13 protein-coding genes and 1 pseudogene are annotated in these 16,334 nt (G+C 59.8%); 7 read left to right on the forward strand and 7 right to left on the reverse strand.

Going from position 1 to position 16,334, the window contains the following annotated elements; all coding sequences use genetic code 11:
- Nucleotides 1–75: 75 nt before the first annotated feature.
- From FBY04_RS06980 to FBY04_RS07010, 7 genes are all read left to right on the forward strand, one after another.
- Nucleotides 76–1,308: an NRAMP family divalent metal transporter gene (locus tag FBY04_RS06980; protein WP_145314861.1), complete on the forward strand. Its 1,233-nt coding sequence runs from the start codon at nt 76–78 to the stop codon at nt 1,306–1,308.
- A 28-nt stretch (nt 1,309–1,336) separates the two neighbouring features.
- On the forward strand, nt 1,337–2,107 hold the full coding sequence (locus FBY04_RS06985; protein WP_084321824.1) for a LamB/YcsF family protein: 771 nt from the start codon (nt 1,337–1,339) through the stop codon (nt 2,105–2,107).
- Entirely contained in the window at nt 2,104–2,910 is an 807-nt protein-coding gene (locus FBY04_RS06990; protein ID WP_084321823.1) for a putative hydro-lyase, read from the forward strand. Before FBY04_RS06985 ends, FBY04_RS06990 begins: the two co-directional genes overlap by 4 nt.
- A gap of 9 nt (nt 2,911–2,919) precedes the next feature.
- Nucleotides 2,920–4,539, forward strand: a complete 1,620-nt coding sequence (locus FBY04_RS06995; protein WP_145314846.1) for a 5-oxoprolinase/urea amidolyase family protein — start codon at nt 2,920–2,922, stop codon at nt 4,537–4,539.
- A complete protein-coding gene (locus FBY04_RS07000) occupies nt 4,536–6,275 on the forward strand; it encodes a biotin carboxylase N-terminal domain-containing protein (RefSeq protein WP_145314847.1) in 1,740 nt (579 codons plus the stop codon). The genes FBY04_RS06995 and FBY04_RS07000 overlap by 4 nt, the downstream gene beginning before the upstream one ends.
- Before the next feature lie 153 nt (nt 6,276–6,428).
- Nucleotides 6,429–7,670, forward strand: a complete 1,242-nt coding sequence (locus FBY04_RS07005; RefSeq protein WP_084321820.1) for an OprD family porin — start codon at nt 6,429–6,431, stop codon at nt 7,668–7,670.
- Between the two features lie 300 nt (nt 7,671–7,970).
- Nucleotides 7,971–9,854, forward strand: coding sequence for a methyl-accepting chemotaxis protein (locus FBY04_RS07010; protein WP_145314848.1), 1,884 nt, complete (start codon nt 7,971–7,973; stop codon nt 9,852–9,854).
- Nucleotides 9,855–10,038: 184 nt separating this feature from the next.
- On the opposite strand, the gene FBY04_RS07015 is transcribed toward FBY04_RS07010, so the two are convergent.
- From FBY04_RS07015 to FBY04_RS07040, 7 genes and pseudogenes are all read right to left on the reverse strand, one after another.
- Nucleotides 10,039–10,461, reverse strand: a complete 423-nt coding sequence (locus FBY04_RS07015) for an organic hydroperoxide resistance protein (protein ID WP_084321818.1) — start codon at nt 10,459–10,461, stop codon at nt 10,039–10,041.
- A gap of 33 nt (nt 10,462–10,494) precedes the next feature.
- A complete protein-coding gene (locus tag FBY04_RS32630; RefSeq protein ID WP_256666787.1) occupies nt 10,495–10,731 on the reverse strand; it encodes a hypothetical protein in 237 nt (78 codons plus the stop codon).
- Nucleotides 10,732–10,808: 77 nt separating this feature from the next.
- A pseudogene (locus FBY04_RS32635) lies at nt 10,809–10,973 on the reverse strand (enoyl-CoA hydratase/isomerase family protein); the annotation flags it as partial.
- Nucleotides 10,974–11,113: 140 nt separating this feature from the next.
- The gene (gene pelG, locus FBY04_RS07025; RefSeq protein ID WP_145314849.1) at nt 11,114–12,487 is read right to left on the reverse strand and encodes an exopolysaccharide Pel transporter PelG; all 1,374 of its coding nucleotides are present in this window, start codon (nt 12,485–12,487) and stop codon (nt 11,114–11,116) included.
- On the reverse strand, nt 12,488–14,002 hold the full coding sequence (gene pelF / locus FBY04_RS07030; protein ID WP_084321816.1) for a GT4 family glycosyltransferase PelF: 1,515 nt from the start codon (nt 14,000–14,002) through the stop codon (nt 12,488–12,490).
- On the reverse strand, nt 13,999–14,988 hold the full coding sequence (locus tag FBY04_RS07035; protein ID WP_145314850.1) for a HEAT repeat domain-containing protein: 990 nt from the start codon (nt 14,986–14,988) through the stop codon (nt 13,999–14,001). Before FBY04_RS07035 ends, pelF begins: the two co-directional genes overlap by 4 nt.
- Complete coding sequence (locus FBY04_RS07040; protein WP_145314851.1) at nt 14,966–16,333, reverse strand: PelD GGDEF domain-containing protein; 1,368 nt, start codon at nt 16,331–16,333, stop codon at nt 14,966–14,968. The genes FBY04_RS07035 and FBY04_RS07040 overlap by 23 nt, the downstream gene beginning before the upstream one ends.
- Nucleotide 16,334: the final 1 nt, after the last annotated feature.

The following is a 16,334-nucleotide window of genomic DNA, read 5'->3' on the forward strand; positions in this document are numbered from 1 at the left end:
GTGTTTGCTTGACTCTTGGCATGCTCATTGCTCTGTCAAGGTATCTCTCACCCTAGGAATGATGCCGTGGATGCCGTGACACAGACCACTCAAGAGTTTACAAAAGCGCGGCGCGCTTCTTTGATCGCCGCGATTTTCATGATGGCGACTTCTGCCATCGGCCCTGGATTCATCACCCAGACCGCCACGTTCACAGCCAAGATGGGGGCGGCATTTGCGTTCGGTATCCTGGCGTCGATTCTGATCGACTTCGTGGTTCAACTTAACGTATGGCGTATCGTCTCCCTGACCCGAATGCGTGCCGCAGATGTGGCCAACAAAGCGATTCCAGGCAGTGGTTACCTGCTAGCGGTGCTGGTGATCTTCGGCGGGCTGGTATTCAACGTCGGTAACATCGCCGGTGCCGGGCTGGGTCTGAACGCGCTGATGGGGCTTGATGCAAAATGGGGCGGCAGTCTGAGCGCCCTGCTGGCCATCGGCATCTTCCTCTCCCACCGCGCCGGATTGGCGGTCGACCGGCTGATCGTCGTGCTGGGCCTGGTGATGATTGGCCTGACGCTGTTCGTAGCCTTTGCCTCTAACCCGCCACTGGGTGAAGCCCTCTACCAGACCGTACTTCCGGACCAGATCAACTTCGCCACCATTACCACCATTGTCGGAGGCACGGTGGGTGGTTACATCACCTATGCGGGGGCTCACAAACTGCTGGACCGCGGTACTACCGGGGTAGAAAACCTCAAGGCAGTGACCAAAGCAGCCCTGAGCGGCATCCTGGTCACCGGCCTCATGCGCTACATCCTGTTTCTCGCCATCCTCGGCGTTGTTGCCAGCGGCGTAGTCATCGACACCTCGGGTCAGGGCGCCAATCCGGCCGCACAAGCCTTCCAGGCAGCGGCCGGGCAGATCGGCCTGCGCGTCTTCGGTCTCATCCTCTGGGCTGCCAGTATCACCAGCGTGATCGGCGCCGCTTACACCTCCATCTCCTTTATCACCGTGTTCAAGCCGAACATCACTGAGCAGGGGCGCAACCGCGCCACCACGGTCTTCATCGCCCTATCGCTGCTGATCTTTGTTCTGATGGGTACTGCTCCTGCCGCACTGCTGCTCTTCGCAGGCGGTTTCAACGGCCTGATATTGCCAATCGGCCTGAGCATCTTCATCTACGTCGGCTGGCGCCGATCCGACCTCATGGGCGGTTACCATTACCCACGCTGGCTCCTGGTGCTGGGTGTCCTGACCTGCATGCTGACCTGGTACATGGCATTCAAATCCGTTGGGCCGATCTTTGCCTTCCTCAACGTCGTCTGAGCCTGATAACGAAAAAGGAGTCACGTGAATGCCAACGATAGATATCAATAGCGACTTGGGCGAAAGCTTCGGCGCCTGGAGCATGGGCGACGATGGCGCGATGCTCGATATCGTGACCAGCGCCAATGTCGCCTGCGGTTTTCATGCCGGAGACCCGGCGGGCATCCTGCGGACACTGAAAGCCGCAGCAGCCAAAAACGTCACCATCGGCGCCCATGTCGCGTACCCGGACAAAGTGGGCTTTGGCCGACGAAACATGGACCTGGCCAGCGATGAGCTGACTGCCGACGTGATCTACCAGATCGGCGCGCTGCAAAGCCTGGCCAAGGCCGCGGGCACCTCGGTGCGCTATGTGAAGCCCCACGGCGCCCTGTACAACACCATCGCCCACGACCGCCGCCAGGCGCTGGCGGTGATCGCAGCTATCCGTGCCATCGACCCCACGCTGATACTGGTGGCTTTGGCCGGCTCCGAGCTGATTGAGTTGGCGCGTAACGAGGGCTTGCAGTGTGTCGCGGAGGCCTTCGCCGACCGTGCCTATACACCGCAAGGCACCCTGGTTTCACGACGCGAGCCGGGGGCCGTGCTGCACGATCCCCAGATAGTGGCCCAACGCATGCTCCGCCTGGTCGAAGACGGCACCATCGAGGCCATTGATGGCAGTCGAACCCGAATCCAGGCTGACTCAATCTGTGTTCATGGCGACAGTCCCGCTGCCGTGGAAATGGCTCGCGAACTGCGCCGAGTCCTGGAGCACGCCAACCTGTCCCTGCGGCCTTTTGCTGGAGATCGTCCATGAATGCTTTCGCCCGCGCCCGCCAGTCGGCCATTGCCGCCGCCCAGGAAGCACGCAAAACCTATCGTGGCGGACTGGTAACCCCCACAGCCGGTATCGCCCCGGGCATGACCCAGGCCAACCTGATCGCCTTGCCGCGCGAATGGGCCTACGACTTTCTGCTATACGCCCAGCGCAATCCGAAAGCTTGCCCGGTCCTCGACGTCAGCGATGCGGGCAGTCCGAGAACACTGCTGGCTGAAGGCGCAGACCTACGCACCGATATCCCCCTGTATCGCATCTGGAGGGACGGAAAAATGGTCGAGGAAGTCAGCGACGCCACCCAAGCCTGGGCTGAGCACGACGATATGGTGGCGTTTTTGATTGGTTGCAGCTTTACCTTTGAAACCGCCTTGCAAGAAGCGGGCATCGAAGTGCGGCATATCGCAGATGGCTGCAACGTGCCCATGTACCGTACCAATCGCGCCTGCCGTCCGGCGGGACGCCTACAGGGTGAAATGGTCGTGTCCATGCGCCCGATCCCGCCCGATCGCGTGGCAGAGGCCAGTGGAATCTCCGGGCGTTATCCCTCCGTCCACGGCGCCCCGGTGCACATCGGTGAGCCTGCGCTGCTGGGCATACAGGACCTGAGCCGACCCGATTTTGGCGACGCCGTGCGCATTGAGCCTGGCGAGGTTCCAGTTTTCTGGGCCTGCGGTGTGACGCCACAGGCTGCGGTAGCGGCTTCGGGTGTGCCCTTTGCGATCACTCATGCGCCCGGCCACATGTTCATCACCGATGTGCCCGACAGCACTTACCACGTCTAGGAGTCTCCCGTGCGCTTTCTACCGGTCAACCTGGACGCCCTGCTCGTCGAATTGAAAGACCTGGACGAGACCCTGGCGTTGTTCGACGCCCTGATCGCGGAGCCTATTGCGGGCGTGGAAGAAATCATTCCTGCCGCACGAACCCTGCTGATCCAGTTTCGCCCCAGCGCCATTACACAGCAGGCGCTCGTTGTGTGTATCGCTGGCCAGGACCTGAGCCAGCGCCGCGCGATCGAGCATCGCCGGGTGGAAATTCCCGTCCACTACAATGGTGAAGACCTCGACGAGGTCGCCACGCTGCTGGGGATCAGCCGCGCCGAGGTGGTCCAACGCCACACCGCCCATGACTACAGCGTGGCCTTTTGCGGATTCGCTCCGGGCTTCGCCTACCTCACCGGCGGTGCCGATTTCCAGGTGCCTCGCAGACAAACTCCACGCACCCGCATACCCGCAGGTGCGGTTGCTCTGGCGGGGGAGTTCAGCGGTGTTTATCCGCAAGCCAGCCCCGGTGGTTGGCAGATCATCGGCGTAACGCCTTTGCAGATGTGGGACCTGAACCGCGCTGAATCGGCCTTGCTGCGCCCAGGCTACAAAGTGCGGTTCACCGATGCTGGCCCGCTCCCGGCGGGCGGCCTGCCCGCCCCCTCGGTACCGGCAAGTGCCGCTACACCCACCGGTGCCTATCTGGAAATCATGACCCCTGGTTTGCACAGCGTACTGCAGGATATGGGCCGTCCCGGCCAGACCGGCCAAGGCGTATCCCGTTCCGGCGCGCTGGACCTGGGCGCCCTGCGGGCAGCCAACCGCGCTGTCGGCAACCGCTCGGACATGGCCTGTGTGGAATCGGTACTCGGCGGCCTGAGCTTCGTTTGCCATGGCCGTGCCTTGATCGCCGTCACCGGAGCGCAAACCCCGGTCACCATTACCAACGCGAGTGGCCTGCAATGGCAGGCAAGCAACTACCAGCCCATCGAGCTGGATGTGGGTGACCGTGTCAGCCTGGGTTCACCTCTGGCGGGGCTGCGCAGCTACCTGGCGATTCGAGGTGGCTTTGAAGTCACGTCGGTGCTTGGCAGTCTGTCCACAGACACACTGGCCCAGGTTGGGCCCCCGGCGCTCGCCGTCGGCGACCGACTGGGCTTTGCCACACTGACCACCGGCACCAGCGTATCGCTGAACGAAGCCCCGGCTTTTGAACTACCGACGGCGGCTAACATCGTCACCCTTGACGTGGTGATGGGGCCGCGCACCGACTGGTTTACCGAAGAAGCTATCCAGCGCCTGAGCAGCCAACTCTGGCGCGTCACCTCACAGTCCAACCGCGTCGGTATTCGTCTGGCCGGTGAAACCCCGCTGGATCGCATCAACCACCAAGAGTTGCCCAGCGAAGGCACTTCCGTCGGAGCCATTCAGGTTCCGGCCAGCGGCCAACCGGTTCTGTTTCTCGCCGATCACCCGTTGACCGGAGGCTATCCGGTGATCGCCGCAGTCGCCAGCTACCATCTCGACCTGGCTGGCCAGATCCCTGTCAATGCGCAGATTCGCTTCAACCCTTTGGACGGCTTCAAAGAGATTCAAGCCATTACGGAAGCCTCTTCTTCAACTGCCGATGTGAAAAAACTTCCATGAAAAAATTACTGATTGCCAACCGTGGTGAAATTGCCGTCCGCATCGCCCGCGCCTGCCGCGACTACGGCGTGCAGTCTGTCGCCGTCTATGCCGACGCGGACATCGACGCCCTGCATGTGCGCCAAGCCGACGAAGCCTACTCATTGAATGGCCAGCGCCCGACCGAGACCTACCTGGATATCGGCAAACTGATCGCCGTCGCCAAACGCAGCGGCGCCGATGCCGTGCACCCCGGCTATGGTTTTTTGTCTGAACGAGCCGACTTCGCCCGGGCGGTGATCGACGCAGGGTTGATCTGGGTCGGTCCCAATCCGGAGACCATCGACGTGCTCGGCGACAAGGTCGAGGCGCGGAAAATTGCCCAACTGGTCGGTGCGCCTCTGGTGGCCGGTACGCCTGGCCCGGTCGAAAGCGCCGCCGAAGTACTGGCCTTTGCCGAACAGCATGGCCTGCCGATTGCCATCAAGGCGGCCTTTGGCGGCGGCGGACGCGGCATGAAAGTCGCCTGGCGCATGGATGAAGTGGCTGAATTGTTCGCCTCCGCCGTGCGCGAAGCGGAAGCGGCCTTTGGTCGTGGCGAATGCTATGTCGAACAGTTCCTCGACCGTCCTCGGCACATCGAAGCGCAGATCCTCGCCGACAAGCACGGCAAGGTCGTCGTCGTCGGCACGCGGGACTGCTCCTTGCAGCGGCGAAATCAGAAGCTGGTGGAGGAAGCGCCAGCGCCCTTTATCAGTGACGAACAGCGCCAGCGTATTCATCAATCTGCTCAGGATATCTGCGCCAAAGCCGGCTATGTCGGTGCCGGCACGGTGGAGTTCCTGCTTAGCCAGGATGGCACCCTGTCGTTCCTTGAGGTCAATACCCGTTTGCAGGTCGAGCACCCGGTGACCGAAGAGACTACTGGGGTTGACCTGGTGATCGAACAACTGCGGATCGCCGACGGTTTCCCGTTGTCCTTCAGTAAGACGCCGACCCCGCGTGGCCACAGCTTCGAATTTCGCATCAACGCGGAAGACCCGGGCAAGGGCTTCCTGCCCACCCCCGGTCAGATTACTGATTTCCTGCCACCGTCTGGCCCGGGTGTGCGTCTGGACAGCGGTGTAATAAGCGGCTCGCGAGTGCCCAGTACCTTCGATTCGATGATGGCCAAACTGATCGTCACCGGCGCCACCCGCGAACAGGCTATCGTCCGCGCCCGGCGCGCGCTGGCTGAGTTCAACATTGAGGGCATCGCCTCGGTGCTGCCGTTCCACCGAGCCGTGATGGACCATGACGACTTCACCGGTGCCGATAAATTCGCCGTACACACGCGCTGGATCGAGACCGATTTCGCCGAACAGATCACTCTCGCCCCACGTGCCGTTGTATCGGCCGACCCTGGCATCCTGCGCACGTTTGTCGAGATCGACGGCAAGCGCCACGAACTCGGCCTTCCGGCTGCGCTGCTGCGCGGCGTCAGCCTGAACGCAGCGGACACCGTCAGCGAAAGCACGGCCCCCTCCGAGGTCTCTGATCCACAGGCGGTACTGACACCCGTAGCGGGGAATCTGCATACCTGGGTCGTCGAAGACGGCGAGTCGGTGAGCGTCGGGCAAGTGATCGCGGTTGTAGAGGCCATGAAAATGGAAACCTCGGTTCTGGCACCTTGTGAAGGTCAGGTGCAGATCGCCAAACAGGCCGGTGACTATTTTGAAGCCGCCTCCGTGATTGGCCGCATCAAGACCATTAATTGATTTAAACACTCTTCTTTTCGCCGGTAGTACGCACAACGGGGTAATAACTCCGTTGCCGCGTGCTGCCTGCAGAAAACTGTAGATGTAACTGCGCACTCAAAATAACGATAAAACTCAACCAATAGATCTGCCGTTATCTGGAGCATAAAGAGCATGTTGATCAAAACGACTTTCGCTGTCGCGGGTACTTGCGCATTAATTTTCCCACTCACGGCATCTGCAGATTTTATTGCCGACAGCAAGGCCAGCGTTGAACTGCGCAACTTCTACTTCAACCGTGACTTTCGTAACGGACCGCCCACCGCCCAACGTGACTCTGCGGCGGAGTGGGCGCAGGGAGCCATGTTGCGATTCGAGTCGGGTTATACCGCAGGTACTCTGGGCCTGGGCGTCGACGCTGTCGGCATGCTCGGTATCAAGCTTGACGGCGGTGATGGTTCCGGCGGCACGGGCCTGTTGCCGGCGGACCTTGGTTCGAAAAACGGCCGAGGCTCACAGGACGAATACTCCAAACTCGAGCTGACGGCCAAGGCGAAGGTATCGGAAACCATTCTGAAGGTCGGCTCACTCGCCTTCCGTACGCCCGTGGTCTCGAGCAATGACACGCGCTTACTGCCGGCGACGTTCGAAGGCGCACTGTTGACTTCGAAGGACATCGACAAGCTCATGTTGCAAGGCGGCAAGCTGGAGCAAATCAAGTTCAACAGCTCTTCAAATTATCAAGACTTCACGGGTAACCGCATTGGCGGCGTCAGCGATGACTTTCGCTTTGCCGGCGGCACCTACAGTTTCAACAAGGCCCTGAGCACCAGCCTGTACTATGGCAACCTGGAAAACGTCTATCGGCAGTACTTTGGTGGTGTGGTCTACGAGATCCCCCTCGCCGAGCAACAGTCGCTGAAGTTCGACCTGCGCTATTCGAAAAGCACCGACGACGGCAACTTTCGCCCCCTTGATAACCGGGCAGCGAACGGCCTGGTGTCCTACACCCTGGGCTCCAACGTATTCACCGCAGCCTATCAACGCATGAGCGGTGACGACCCCTTCCCCTACATTGCCAATAGCGATCCGTACCTGGTCAACTTCGTCCAGATCAATGACTTCGCCAATACCCAGGAACGCTCCTGGCAGCTGCGCTATGACTACAACTTCGCCGCGCTGGGCCTCCCGGGGCTGACGTTCATGAGTCGTTATGTCCAGGGAGACAATGCGTTGGTCGCCGGCAACAACACCGGTAAAGAGTGGGAGCGCAACACCGACATTGGTTATGTCATACAGTCAGGTTCGCTGAAAAACGTCGGCCTGAAAGTCAGAAACGCAACCGTCAGGTCAAACTTTGGTAATGACCTGGATGAAACACGCCTGATCCTTAGTTACACCTTGGCATTGTGGTAACGGCCAAACACCCAGACAACTTTCAGCCACAACCTGTGCTGGACGCCTGACAAATTTACCAACCAATAACGCAAGTCAAAGTATTTGGTTCGCCATGAAGTTGGCTGCCGCAGGGGCGCTTTTATCCTGACGCGATGTTTTAACAGGTACAACAAAGCAAACTTCGGATAACTGACAGCTCCGTTTTTTTACAAGGAGGCAATTGCGTTCGCAAGTAACAAGGCCCCGGGGTTGATAATCCAACCCCGGAATCCTCAGCCTGAATACGTGGTGTACCGATTCAAACCCGGAGAGTGAACGATGGGACATCTCAAATTTAATCAGAAGATATTGCTGATCGCCTCCTTGGTGATCATGACGGTGTTTTGCTCATTTTCCGTGTTGAATGACATTCGCCTGCGCGAAGACAACGCGCAGAAAATCGAACAAAACACACGCGCCCTCGCAGCCTCCATGGCGCATGACATCCAGAGCTGGCTGACCGGCCGGCTGATTCTGATGAAAAGCGTCGCCGAGTTTATCGGGCACAACCCTACGGCCGAAAACGTCCAGGCCACATTACAAAACCAAGTGCTTATGGAACAGTTCATTGCCACGTATGCCGGCACCCGTGATGGCAAGTTTCAGATCTATCCGCCACGGGAAATGCCTGCGGACTACGACGCCCGACAGCGCCAGTGGTACAAGGACGCTATCGCCAACGGAGCCGCGATGACCGAACCTTACGTAGGCGCAGGGATCGATTACCGGATCATTACCCAGGCGGTCGCCATCCCTTCCGGGCAGCAAACACTCGGGGTACTGGGCGCCAGCCTGAAAATCGAGACGATCTCGCAAACACTCAATGCCCAGGCGTTCGATGGCAACGGCTACGCCTTTCTGGTGAGCAAAGAGGGCAAGATCCTGGTTCACCCTGACCAGGCGCTGATAGGTAAAACCCTGGCCGATCTGTTTCCGGGCAACACCTTGACCCTGAGCGACCGGCTGGTCGAAGCCACGTCGGTTGATGGCAGCAAATTCACCCTGTTTTCAGCGGTCAACGGCCTGCCTTCGCAGGATTGGTACATCGGTATCGTGCTCGACAAACAAGCGGCCCTGGCCAGTGTCTCCGCGTTCCGCAACTCCGCGATCATCGCGACGGCTGTTGCGGGCCTGGCCACTTTGCTGATGCTCGGGCTGCTGATTCGCGTGCTCATGAGGCCCCTGCATTCGATCAGCCACGCGATGGAAGATATCGCCCAAGGCGATGCCGACTTGACCCGTAGATTGTCGATCCTGTCGAAGGACGAATTCGGGCAACTGGCCATGAGCTTCAACCGCTTCAGCGATCGTATCCACACTTCTATCAGCGAAGTATCCTCGACGACGGATGCCTTGGGTGAAGCGACGCGCCGGGTACTGTCGGCGTCCGACTCCTCGATGGAAAAATCGGAACACCAATCGGGTTACACCACGAGCGTGGCTGCCGCAATTGAAGAGCTGGGCGCAGCGGCGCAGGAGATCGCCTCCAGCGCCTCGGCGGCGTCCAAAGGTGCTTCCAGCGCCAGGTTGCAGATCGAGTCGACCTGCGAACTGGTCGAGAACACAGTCACAGCCATGAGCGACCTGCAGGCAAATATCGAACTGACCCGCTCGCAGATCGAAGAGCTCAACGCCAAAACCATCAACATCGGAAAAGTCCTGGAGGTCATTTCGACTATTTCCGCAAAGACCAATCTGCTGGCCCTGAATGCGGCTATCGAGGCGGCCAGAGCCGGAGAGGCGGGACGCGGCTTTGCCGTTGTGGCGGACGAAGTGAGAAACCTTGCCCATCATACCCAGAATGCTACCGAAGAAATTCGCCAGGTCATCGAAGCGTTACAGGCCGGCGGCGCCCAGGCTTCCCGAACCATGCTGCACAGCAATGAAATCGGCAGCCAAAGCGTGCTCGTCGCGAAACAGGCTGGGGCCAGCCTTGTGAAAGTAGTCTCGAAAATCGGTGAGATTGATGAGATGTGCCTTACAGTCGCTGCCGCGACTGAAGAGCAAACAACAGCCGTCGATCAACTGACAAGGGATGTGCATGAGATCAGCCAGTTGAATCGCCAGACCAATGACAATCTTGGCTCTACCCTCAGAGCCTGTGCAGAATTGGATTCAGAAGCTTGGCGACTCAAAAACGTGGTAAATACGTTCAAGTTGTAGGCGTATTGGTTAAAAGCGAACAATTTGTGCTGGTCCCGTCTGACTTGATCGCCAGAGTGGGGGACTCAATTGCGCCACCTTATCACCAAGGCCATGGCCTGCCTGACTCAGTAAAACCAAGCCGTAAAGCATCGAGAAATCGAAGCTTCACGGCTTTTTGTTGCCTGGATTTTTTATCCAGCGATCAAACGACTTTCAACTCAACCTTCACACCGTCGCGCGTCATCCGCGAATACGGGCAGATCTGATGCGCAGCCTCAACCAACTCCCGTTTCACGCCCTCCTCCAGGCCAGGAATATTGACGTTCAACCTGACCGCCAACTGAAAATCCCCGCCACTGGTTTTGCCCAGATCCACCTCGGCATCCACCGACGTGTCCTCGGGCAATTTGACTTTCAGTTTCCCGGCGGCGACCTGTATCGCACCGATGAAACAGGCTGAATAACCCAGTGCAAACAGTTGCTCCGGATTGGTCCCCGGTTTGCCTGAACCGGGGGAACTGAATTTCACGTCCAGCTCGCCATCGCTGGATTTGCCGGTGCCCGTGCGGCCGCCGACGGTGTGGGTTTTTGCAGTGTAGAGAACGGTTTCCAATGCAGTGCTCATGACAGTAACTCCTGATAGACGAGATCGTTTTGATCAGTCACCGAGGGTGCCGGTGTGATACGCCAGGCGTTTTTCAATATCCGCATTTTTCTGCAAGCCAAGCTCCATCAATTGTTTGATCCGTTGCTGCGTCGCCGGACGTTTCACCGAGCCGATGAACCCGTCCCATTCGGCAGCGATGGCCTCGTTCGGTGGCAAGCTGGAAGCGTCGACGAGGCGCTTGATGTCGGTGATCGACTGCTTGTCGAACCGGGCAATACGCCGGGCCATGTGTCGACGAACGCGTCGAGTTCAGCATCGGGTAGCGCACGATTGACATAGCCATAGCGTTCCGCGAGGTCGCCATCGATATCGTTGCCGGTGAGCAGCACTTCCAGTGAGCGCCCACGCTCCATCAGCCGCGGCAGTCGAGCCATGGGGCCACCACCCGGCACCAGCGCGGCGCCGATTTCCCATTGCGAGAGAATGGCTTTTTCGCGACTGGCAAATCGTATGTCGCTGGCCAGTGACAGCTCACTGCCGACACCGGTGGCACGACAAGGTTAGCAGCGTACCTTGGCCTTTCAAGTGACGTCAGTCGGAAGCCATCAAGCGAAAAAAAAGGCACATGGCGATGATCGCCAGTGCCTCTTTTTTATACCCGCAAGTACCGTTAGCGCGATGACAACATGAAGGTGTCGTACTCCAGGTCTTCCAGCGCCGTGGACAATCGGTGCAGCCCGAGCAGTACACAGACCAGCAACGACAGCGTGAACCCGTAGCCAAAGAAGCTTGGGCCGAGGTACATGCTCAGCAGCGTCAGCGCCCCGTTCAACACCGCAAACAGCACGCACAACTCCAGCACCACCGTGCGCTTGTCCAGGTAGAAGAACACGTTGAGCAGAGCCATGAACACCACCTGAATACTGACGCCGATCAGGTCGATATAGAACAGCGGCAAGTAGTAGCTGGAGATACCCAGCCAATCCAGCAGACGCGGTGCGAACAGGAACAACAGCACCACCGTCAGCCCCTGCACCTTGCAGATTTCCAGCAGGCCCTGACGGATCGACAAGGTCATCTCGGTTTTCAGCGAGCTAATGTGCTGCAAGGTTTCACCCTCGCGGATCGCCCGGAACAGACGGTCATACCATTCGGCAAAATCGGTTTCGATGCGCACCAGGAACACCGCCATCCCCGGGATGATCGCCAGGTAAGCAAGGAAGATCGGCAGGTCATAAAGGATAGACGCGCGCAGCGGACCGATGACGATGTTCGAGGTGCCGGGGTTGAACCAGAACAGGAACTTGTCGATCCAGATGCCGAAGTTGTAGAAGAAACCGGTGGCGAGCAGGCTGAGAAAAACGTGGCGACGATCGAGGAAGTCGAAGGCGATCAGTTTCTCCGCACGGTACTCGCGCAGGATGTCGTAGAGGAACAGAAACAGCAGCGTGCTGTGCCCGATCAACAGCGCCAGCAGCAAGCCCGGTAGTTTCAGGAAACTCAGCACATAGGCGCTGGCGACCATCAGCGTGTAGCCCACCAGCATGACCAGCAGAATGCGGTTATAGGCCTTCATCCCCGACAGGAAGATGATCACCAGCCACAAGTTGCACAGCACCACGAAATTCGACAGCACCAGCACCCGGTAGATCAGCGGTTGATCGAACAACACGGCCAGTACGATGATGCCCAGCACGCCGGCAGAGAGCGTGACCAACAACAGGATACCCAACAAGTTGGGGAGGATCTGCTCGTACTGGTGCTCGAACAATCGGTCGGACACGAACCGGGTGAAGAACAGCTGCAAGCCACCGGTGAGTATCAATGAGGTGGCCATCAGATAGGTCACCGTCACCAGAAACTGCCCCACCAGTGTGTTGGGTATCACAATGCCCAGGCTGATGATCCCCACCAGCATCACGCTAATGATTGATAACACCCAGGGTCCGGAGCTGATCAGACCGGCATATATGTAGGCGTGCAAGGTCGCGGTGTAGGAGTCGCGCGAAAGGATCTTGCGCAGTTCGAAGCCAATGCCGGCCATTTAATTGTTCTCCATGGCTGCTTGATACAAGTCGCGATAACGCTGCAGCATCAAGGCTTCGGTGTAGTAACGATTGACCCGCAACAAGCCGCTGGCCTGAGCGGCCTGCCAGCGCTGCGGGCTGCGCAGCAGTTCGAGGATCGCGGCGCAGGTGGCCTGTGGATCGGCAATCGCCACCACTTTGCCGGCCAGGCCGAGGTCGCGGTCTTCGGCGCTGCCGCCTTCGATCAATTCTCGGCACGAACCCACGTCGCTGCTGACCACCGGCGTACCGGCGGCCCAGGCTTCGAGGATCACCAGCGGTTGCGCCTCGCTGATCGAGGTGAGCACCATCAGGCCAAGTTTCGGCAGGATCTCCTGGATGCGCTGGAAACCAAGGAAATGCACCTTGCCCTCCAGACCCAGGCTGGCCATCAGGCTGCGGCATTCACTGACGTATTCCGGGTCTTCCTCTTCGGGACCGACGATCCAGCCTTCAGCCTCCGGCATGGCGCTGATCACACCGCGCATGGCCCGCAGGAAGGTTTTCACGTCCTTGATCGGCACCACACGCCCGATCAAGCCCACCACGGGCGCAATGCCGGGCGCACGGGATTCCAATGCCGCGGTCCACTGCGGCAGGTCGATGCCGTTCGGAATGACCTGGGTGCGGGTCGGGTCGGCGCCATCCTTGATTTGCCGCTGACGGTTGCCGTCATACAACGCGATGATGTTGTCGGCGCTGTTGTAGGTCAGTTGACCGATGCGTTCGAAGAAGCGTACCCACAAGGTGCGGATGTAACCCGAGCCGGCGTCGAGGCTGCGATTGAGCGCCTGCCCGGAACTCTCGGCGATCCAGCTGGCCTGGGCCAGGTCGATCTTGCGTTCCTTGGTGTAAATCCCGTGCTCGCTGAGCAAGTAGGTACAGTTCCAGCGCTGCTTGAGGATGCACCCCAGCAACCCGGCGTAACCAGTAGAAATCGAATGCAGCATCCGCGCTCGCGGCATTTTACGTGACGCTTCGGCGAGCATCAGCAACGGCGACTGCATCGAACGCAGGGTCCAGAAATAATTGACGAAGGACGGGTCGGCGCAATGCAGCCGATACCCTTCGCTCAACGCCTCCCAACTGGCGCGGCTGCGCAGCACGTCGTCGAGGGTCATGCGGCCCTGCGCGATGCAGTCGAGCAGGCGCTCACCCAGCTCGGGCTCCGGCGCGTCCGGGTGGTGCAGGAAACGATAAAGATCCAGCAACTGCTGCGGGTCAGCCTCTCGCGGCGTTCCGCGGGTGTTAGTCGGATGGGTCGCATCCTCGAGAAACACCTCTTCGATGTGCAGCACATTCGAGGGGATTTCATAGCGCCGCGACGGGTAGGCCGAACGTTGGCCGCCGATGAACATCACCGAGAAGGTCAGCTCCGGCAGGCCAAGAATCATCTGGTGAATCCAACTCGATACACCGCCGCGCACGTAAGGCCAGGTGCCTTCGAGCAGCAGACAGATGTCGGCCGTAGGCGCCGCTTCCTTGTGATTCATGTCCAGCTCCTCACCAGCTCAGCGAACGGTGGCCGCTGGCGGGTTTTCTCGGGAAGCTTCTCGAGCAACCCGGGAATTTCGTGATAACGACCGGCCTCGAACGCCAGTTCGGCGTGGAACGGCAACACCTGAGCAGCGCCCATGCCGTTGTCCTGGGCCTGATGCAAGAGCATTTCGGCGCGCTCGATATCACCTCGCTCCAGCGCAATGCGCCCGGCCAGCAAGAACAGCTCGCCGCCCTCGCCCGCTTCAAGCCCTTGCGCGGCGTGTTCGCTGGCCTGATTGAGCACGTGTTCAAGCACGCTGCCTTGCGCCAGGCCGAGGTACGCCAGCTCCCAGTACCAACGCGCCAGCGTGCCATGCAACGTACCGGCGTTTTTGGCATTGGCGCCGCTCAGTTGCCCCAAGGCAATCTGGATACGCAGGTTGATGTCGCTTTCCTGCTTGTCGAGCATCGAGTACGCCAATAGCCGCACGTCGTCGCTGGGATCACCCAGCGCCAGTTTGAGGATCGGCACCGCTTCCTTGCCCGGCATGCGTCGCGTGGCCAGCAACGCGGCCAGACGCTGATCCGGATCGGGCGCATGGCGCAGCACATCCTGCAAACCGCCATCGGCAAAGATCGGCGAATGCAATTGCTGCTGCGCGCGATACGGCAGGCTCGGAATACCGACGGCTTGCCAAGCTTGCTTGTCGCGTTTGCGCGGCAGGTACAGCGCCGGAAAGATCGACGCGACCACACCAATCGTGCCGATCACCGGCACAAAGAACGCCAGGCTGAAAATGAACAGTGGGCTCCAGGGCAACGGCGCACGGTAGCGTGCCGGCAACAACAGCCACACCGCGCCGCACAACAGCGCGCACGCCAGACCATGGCTTAAGGTGAACACCAGCAATTGTTGTAACTCGGGCGCCGCGAGCCACAAACTGGCCCAGCTGCCCGCCTCTAACAACAAGGCTCCGCTAAACAGCCACTTGCTGATCATTCAGGCCACACTCGTTGAACAGGAAATTACGCAGCCCGTCGCGTTCACAACCAGGCTCCAGATTGAAAGGCATCACCCGCACCCCCAGGCTCGCCATGTCACTTTCAATACCAAAGTGCTCATGCAACAACAGGTTGATACGCGCCAGATAACCTTCGGTGCCCTGCGGACTGGTCAACGGCAAGAGCACCAGCAACAGTTGATGATCGCGATTGTTGCGCACCGGCAAGTGCAGATCGAGACCGCGCTGGCTGCGCTCCAGCAGACGCGTCAGCTCGTCGTTGGGACGGGTCATTTCAAAGGCAAACAACCCGGCCGGCAATGCGTGTTTCTCGACATCCACCAGCGAGCGTTTGAGCTGCAGGGTGAATTGCTGGGCATCGGCGTCGGGCAGTTGCAACACATGCGGGTCGCGGCGCAACAGGTCGGCGATGTGCCCGGCGAGCAGCGCCAACAGGCTCAGGGTGCGATCCTGGAAGGCGAAGAACGGCATCTGCCGAACCGCCAGGATTGCCAGCAGACGACCCTCGGCATCGATCAACGGGATGCACGCCTGCAACGATGAGAACTGCGCCGAGGTGCCGGAATCAATCAACTCCTGACGCACGCTCACCAGTTCGCCGCGCTCCAGGCACAGCTTGACCAGACCGTCCTCGGTGCCCAACGGCCCCATCACGCCGATCGTTGCCAACGCGTCAGGCAAGACATTTTCTTCACGCTCGTCAACGCGGTACAGACCGGCCACGCGCAACGCGCCGTACTGCCCAAGCATCGACGTGATCGGGTCTGCCAGCGCGGTCAACGCATCGCCCGAGTCCGGCATCACCCGCAATATTTCGCGCAAGCCCAACAAGGAGCTGCGCAGGCTCTGATCGCTACCGGCCACGCGCTGCTCGAGCAGGTCGTGGGAGACCCGCAGAATCTGGTGCGCCCGGGTGAACTCGTCGAGACGGTACTGACGATATTCGTTGGCCATCTGCAGCCGCTCCAGGCGCCGCATCCACTGATCGCGAACCTCACCCACCAGCATCCCGCAAACCAGTACACCGACAATGAATGACGGATCGATCTGGGCGTAGCCTTCGAGACCGCTGCGGCGCAGGGCAAACATTGCCAGCACCAGCAGGCTGGCGCTGAACAGGCCACGCACAAAACCGTAGCGCACGCCCAGCAGCAGCGGCGCCAGGATCGGCCAGGGGAACCCGCCGTGTATCTGCAACGGGTCTTCAGGGGTCAGCCACAAGCCCAGGCCGATGGCCGCGCCGGTGACCAGAAACGTTTCCAGCCAAGACACCGGGCCGCTGGCTTGAGGCGCCAGGCTGTAATCCATGTGGGGAGAATTCATT

This window comes from Pseudomonas sp. SJZ080, assembly GCF_007828295.1.
Classification (GTDB): domain Bacteria; phylum Pseudomonadota; class Gammaproteobacteria; order Pseudomonadales; family Pseudomonadaceae; genus Aquipseudomonas; species Aquipseudomonas migulae_A.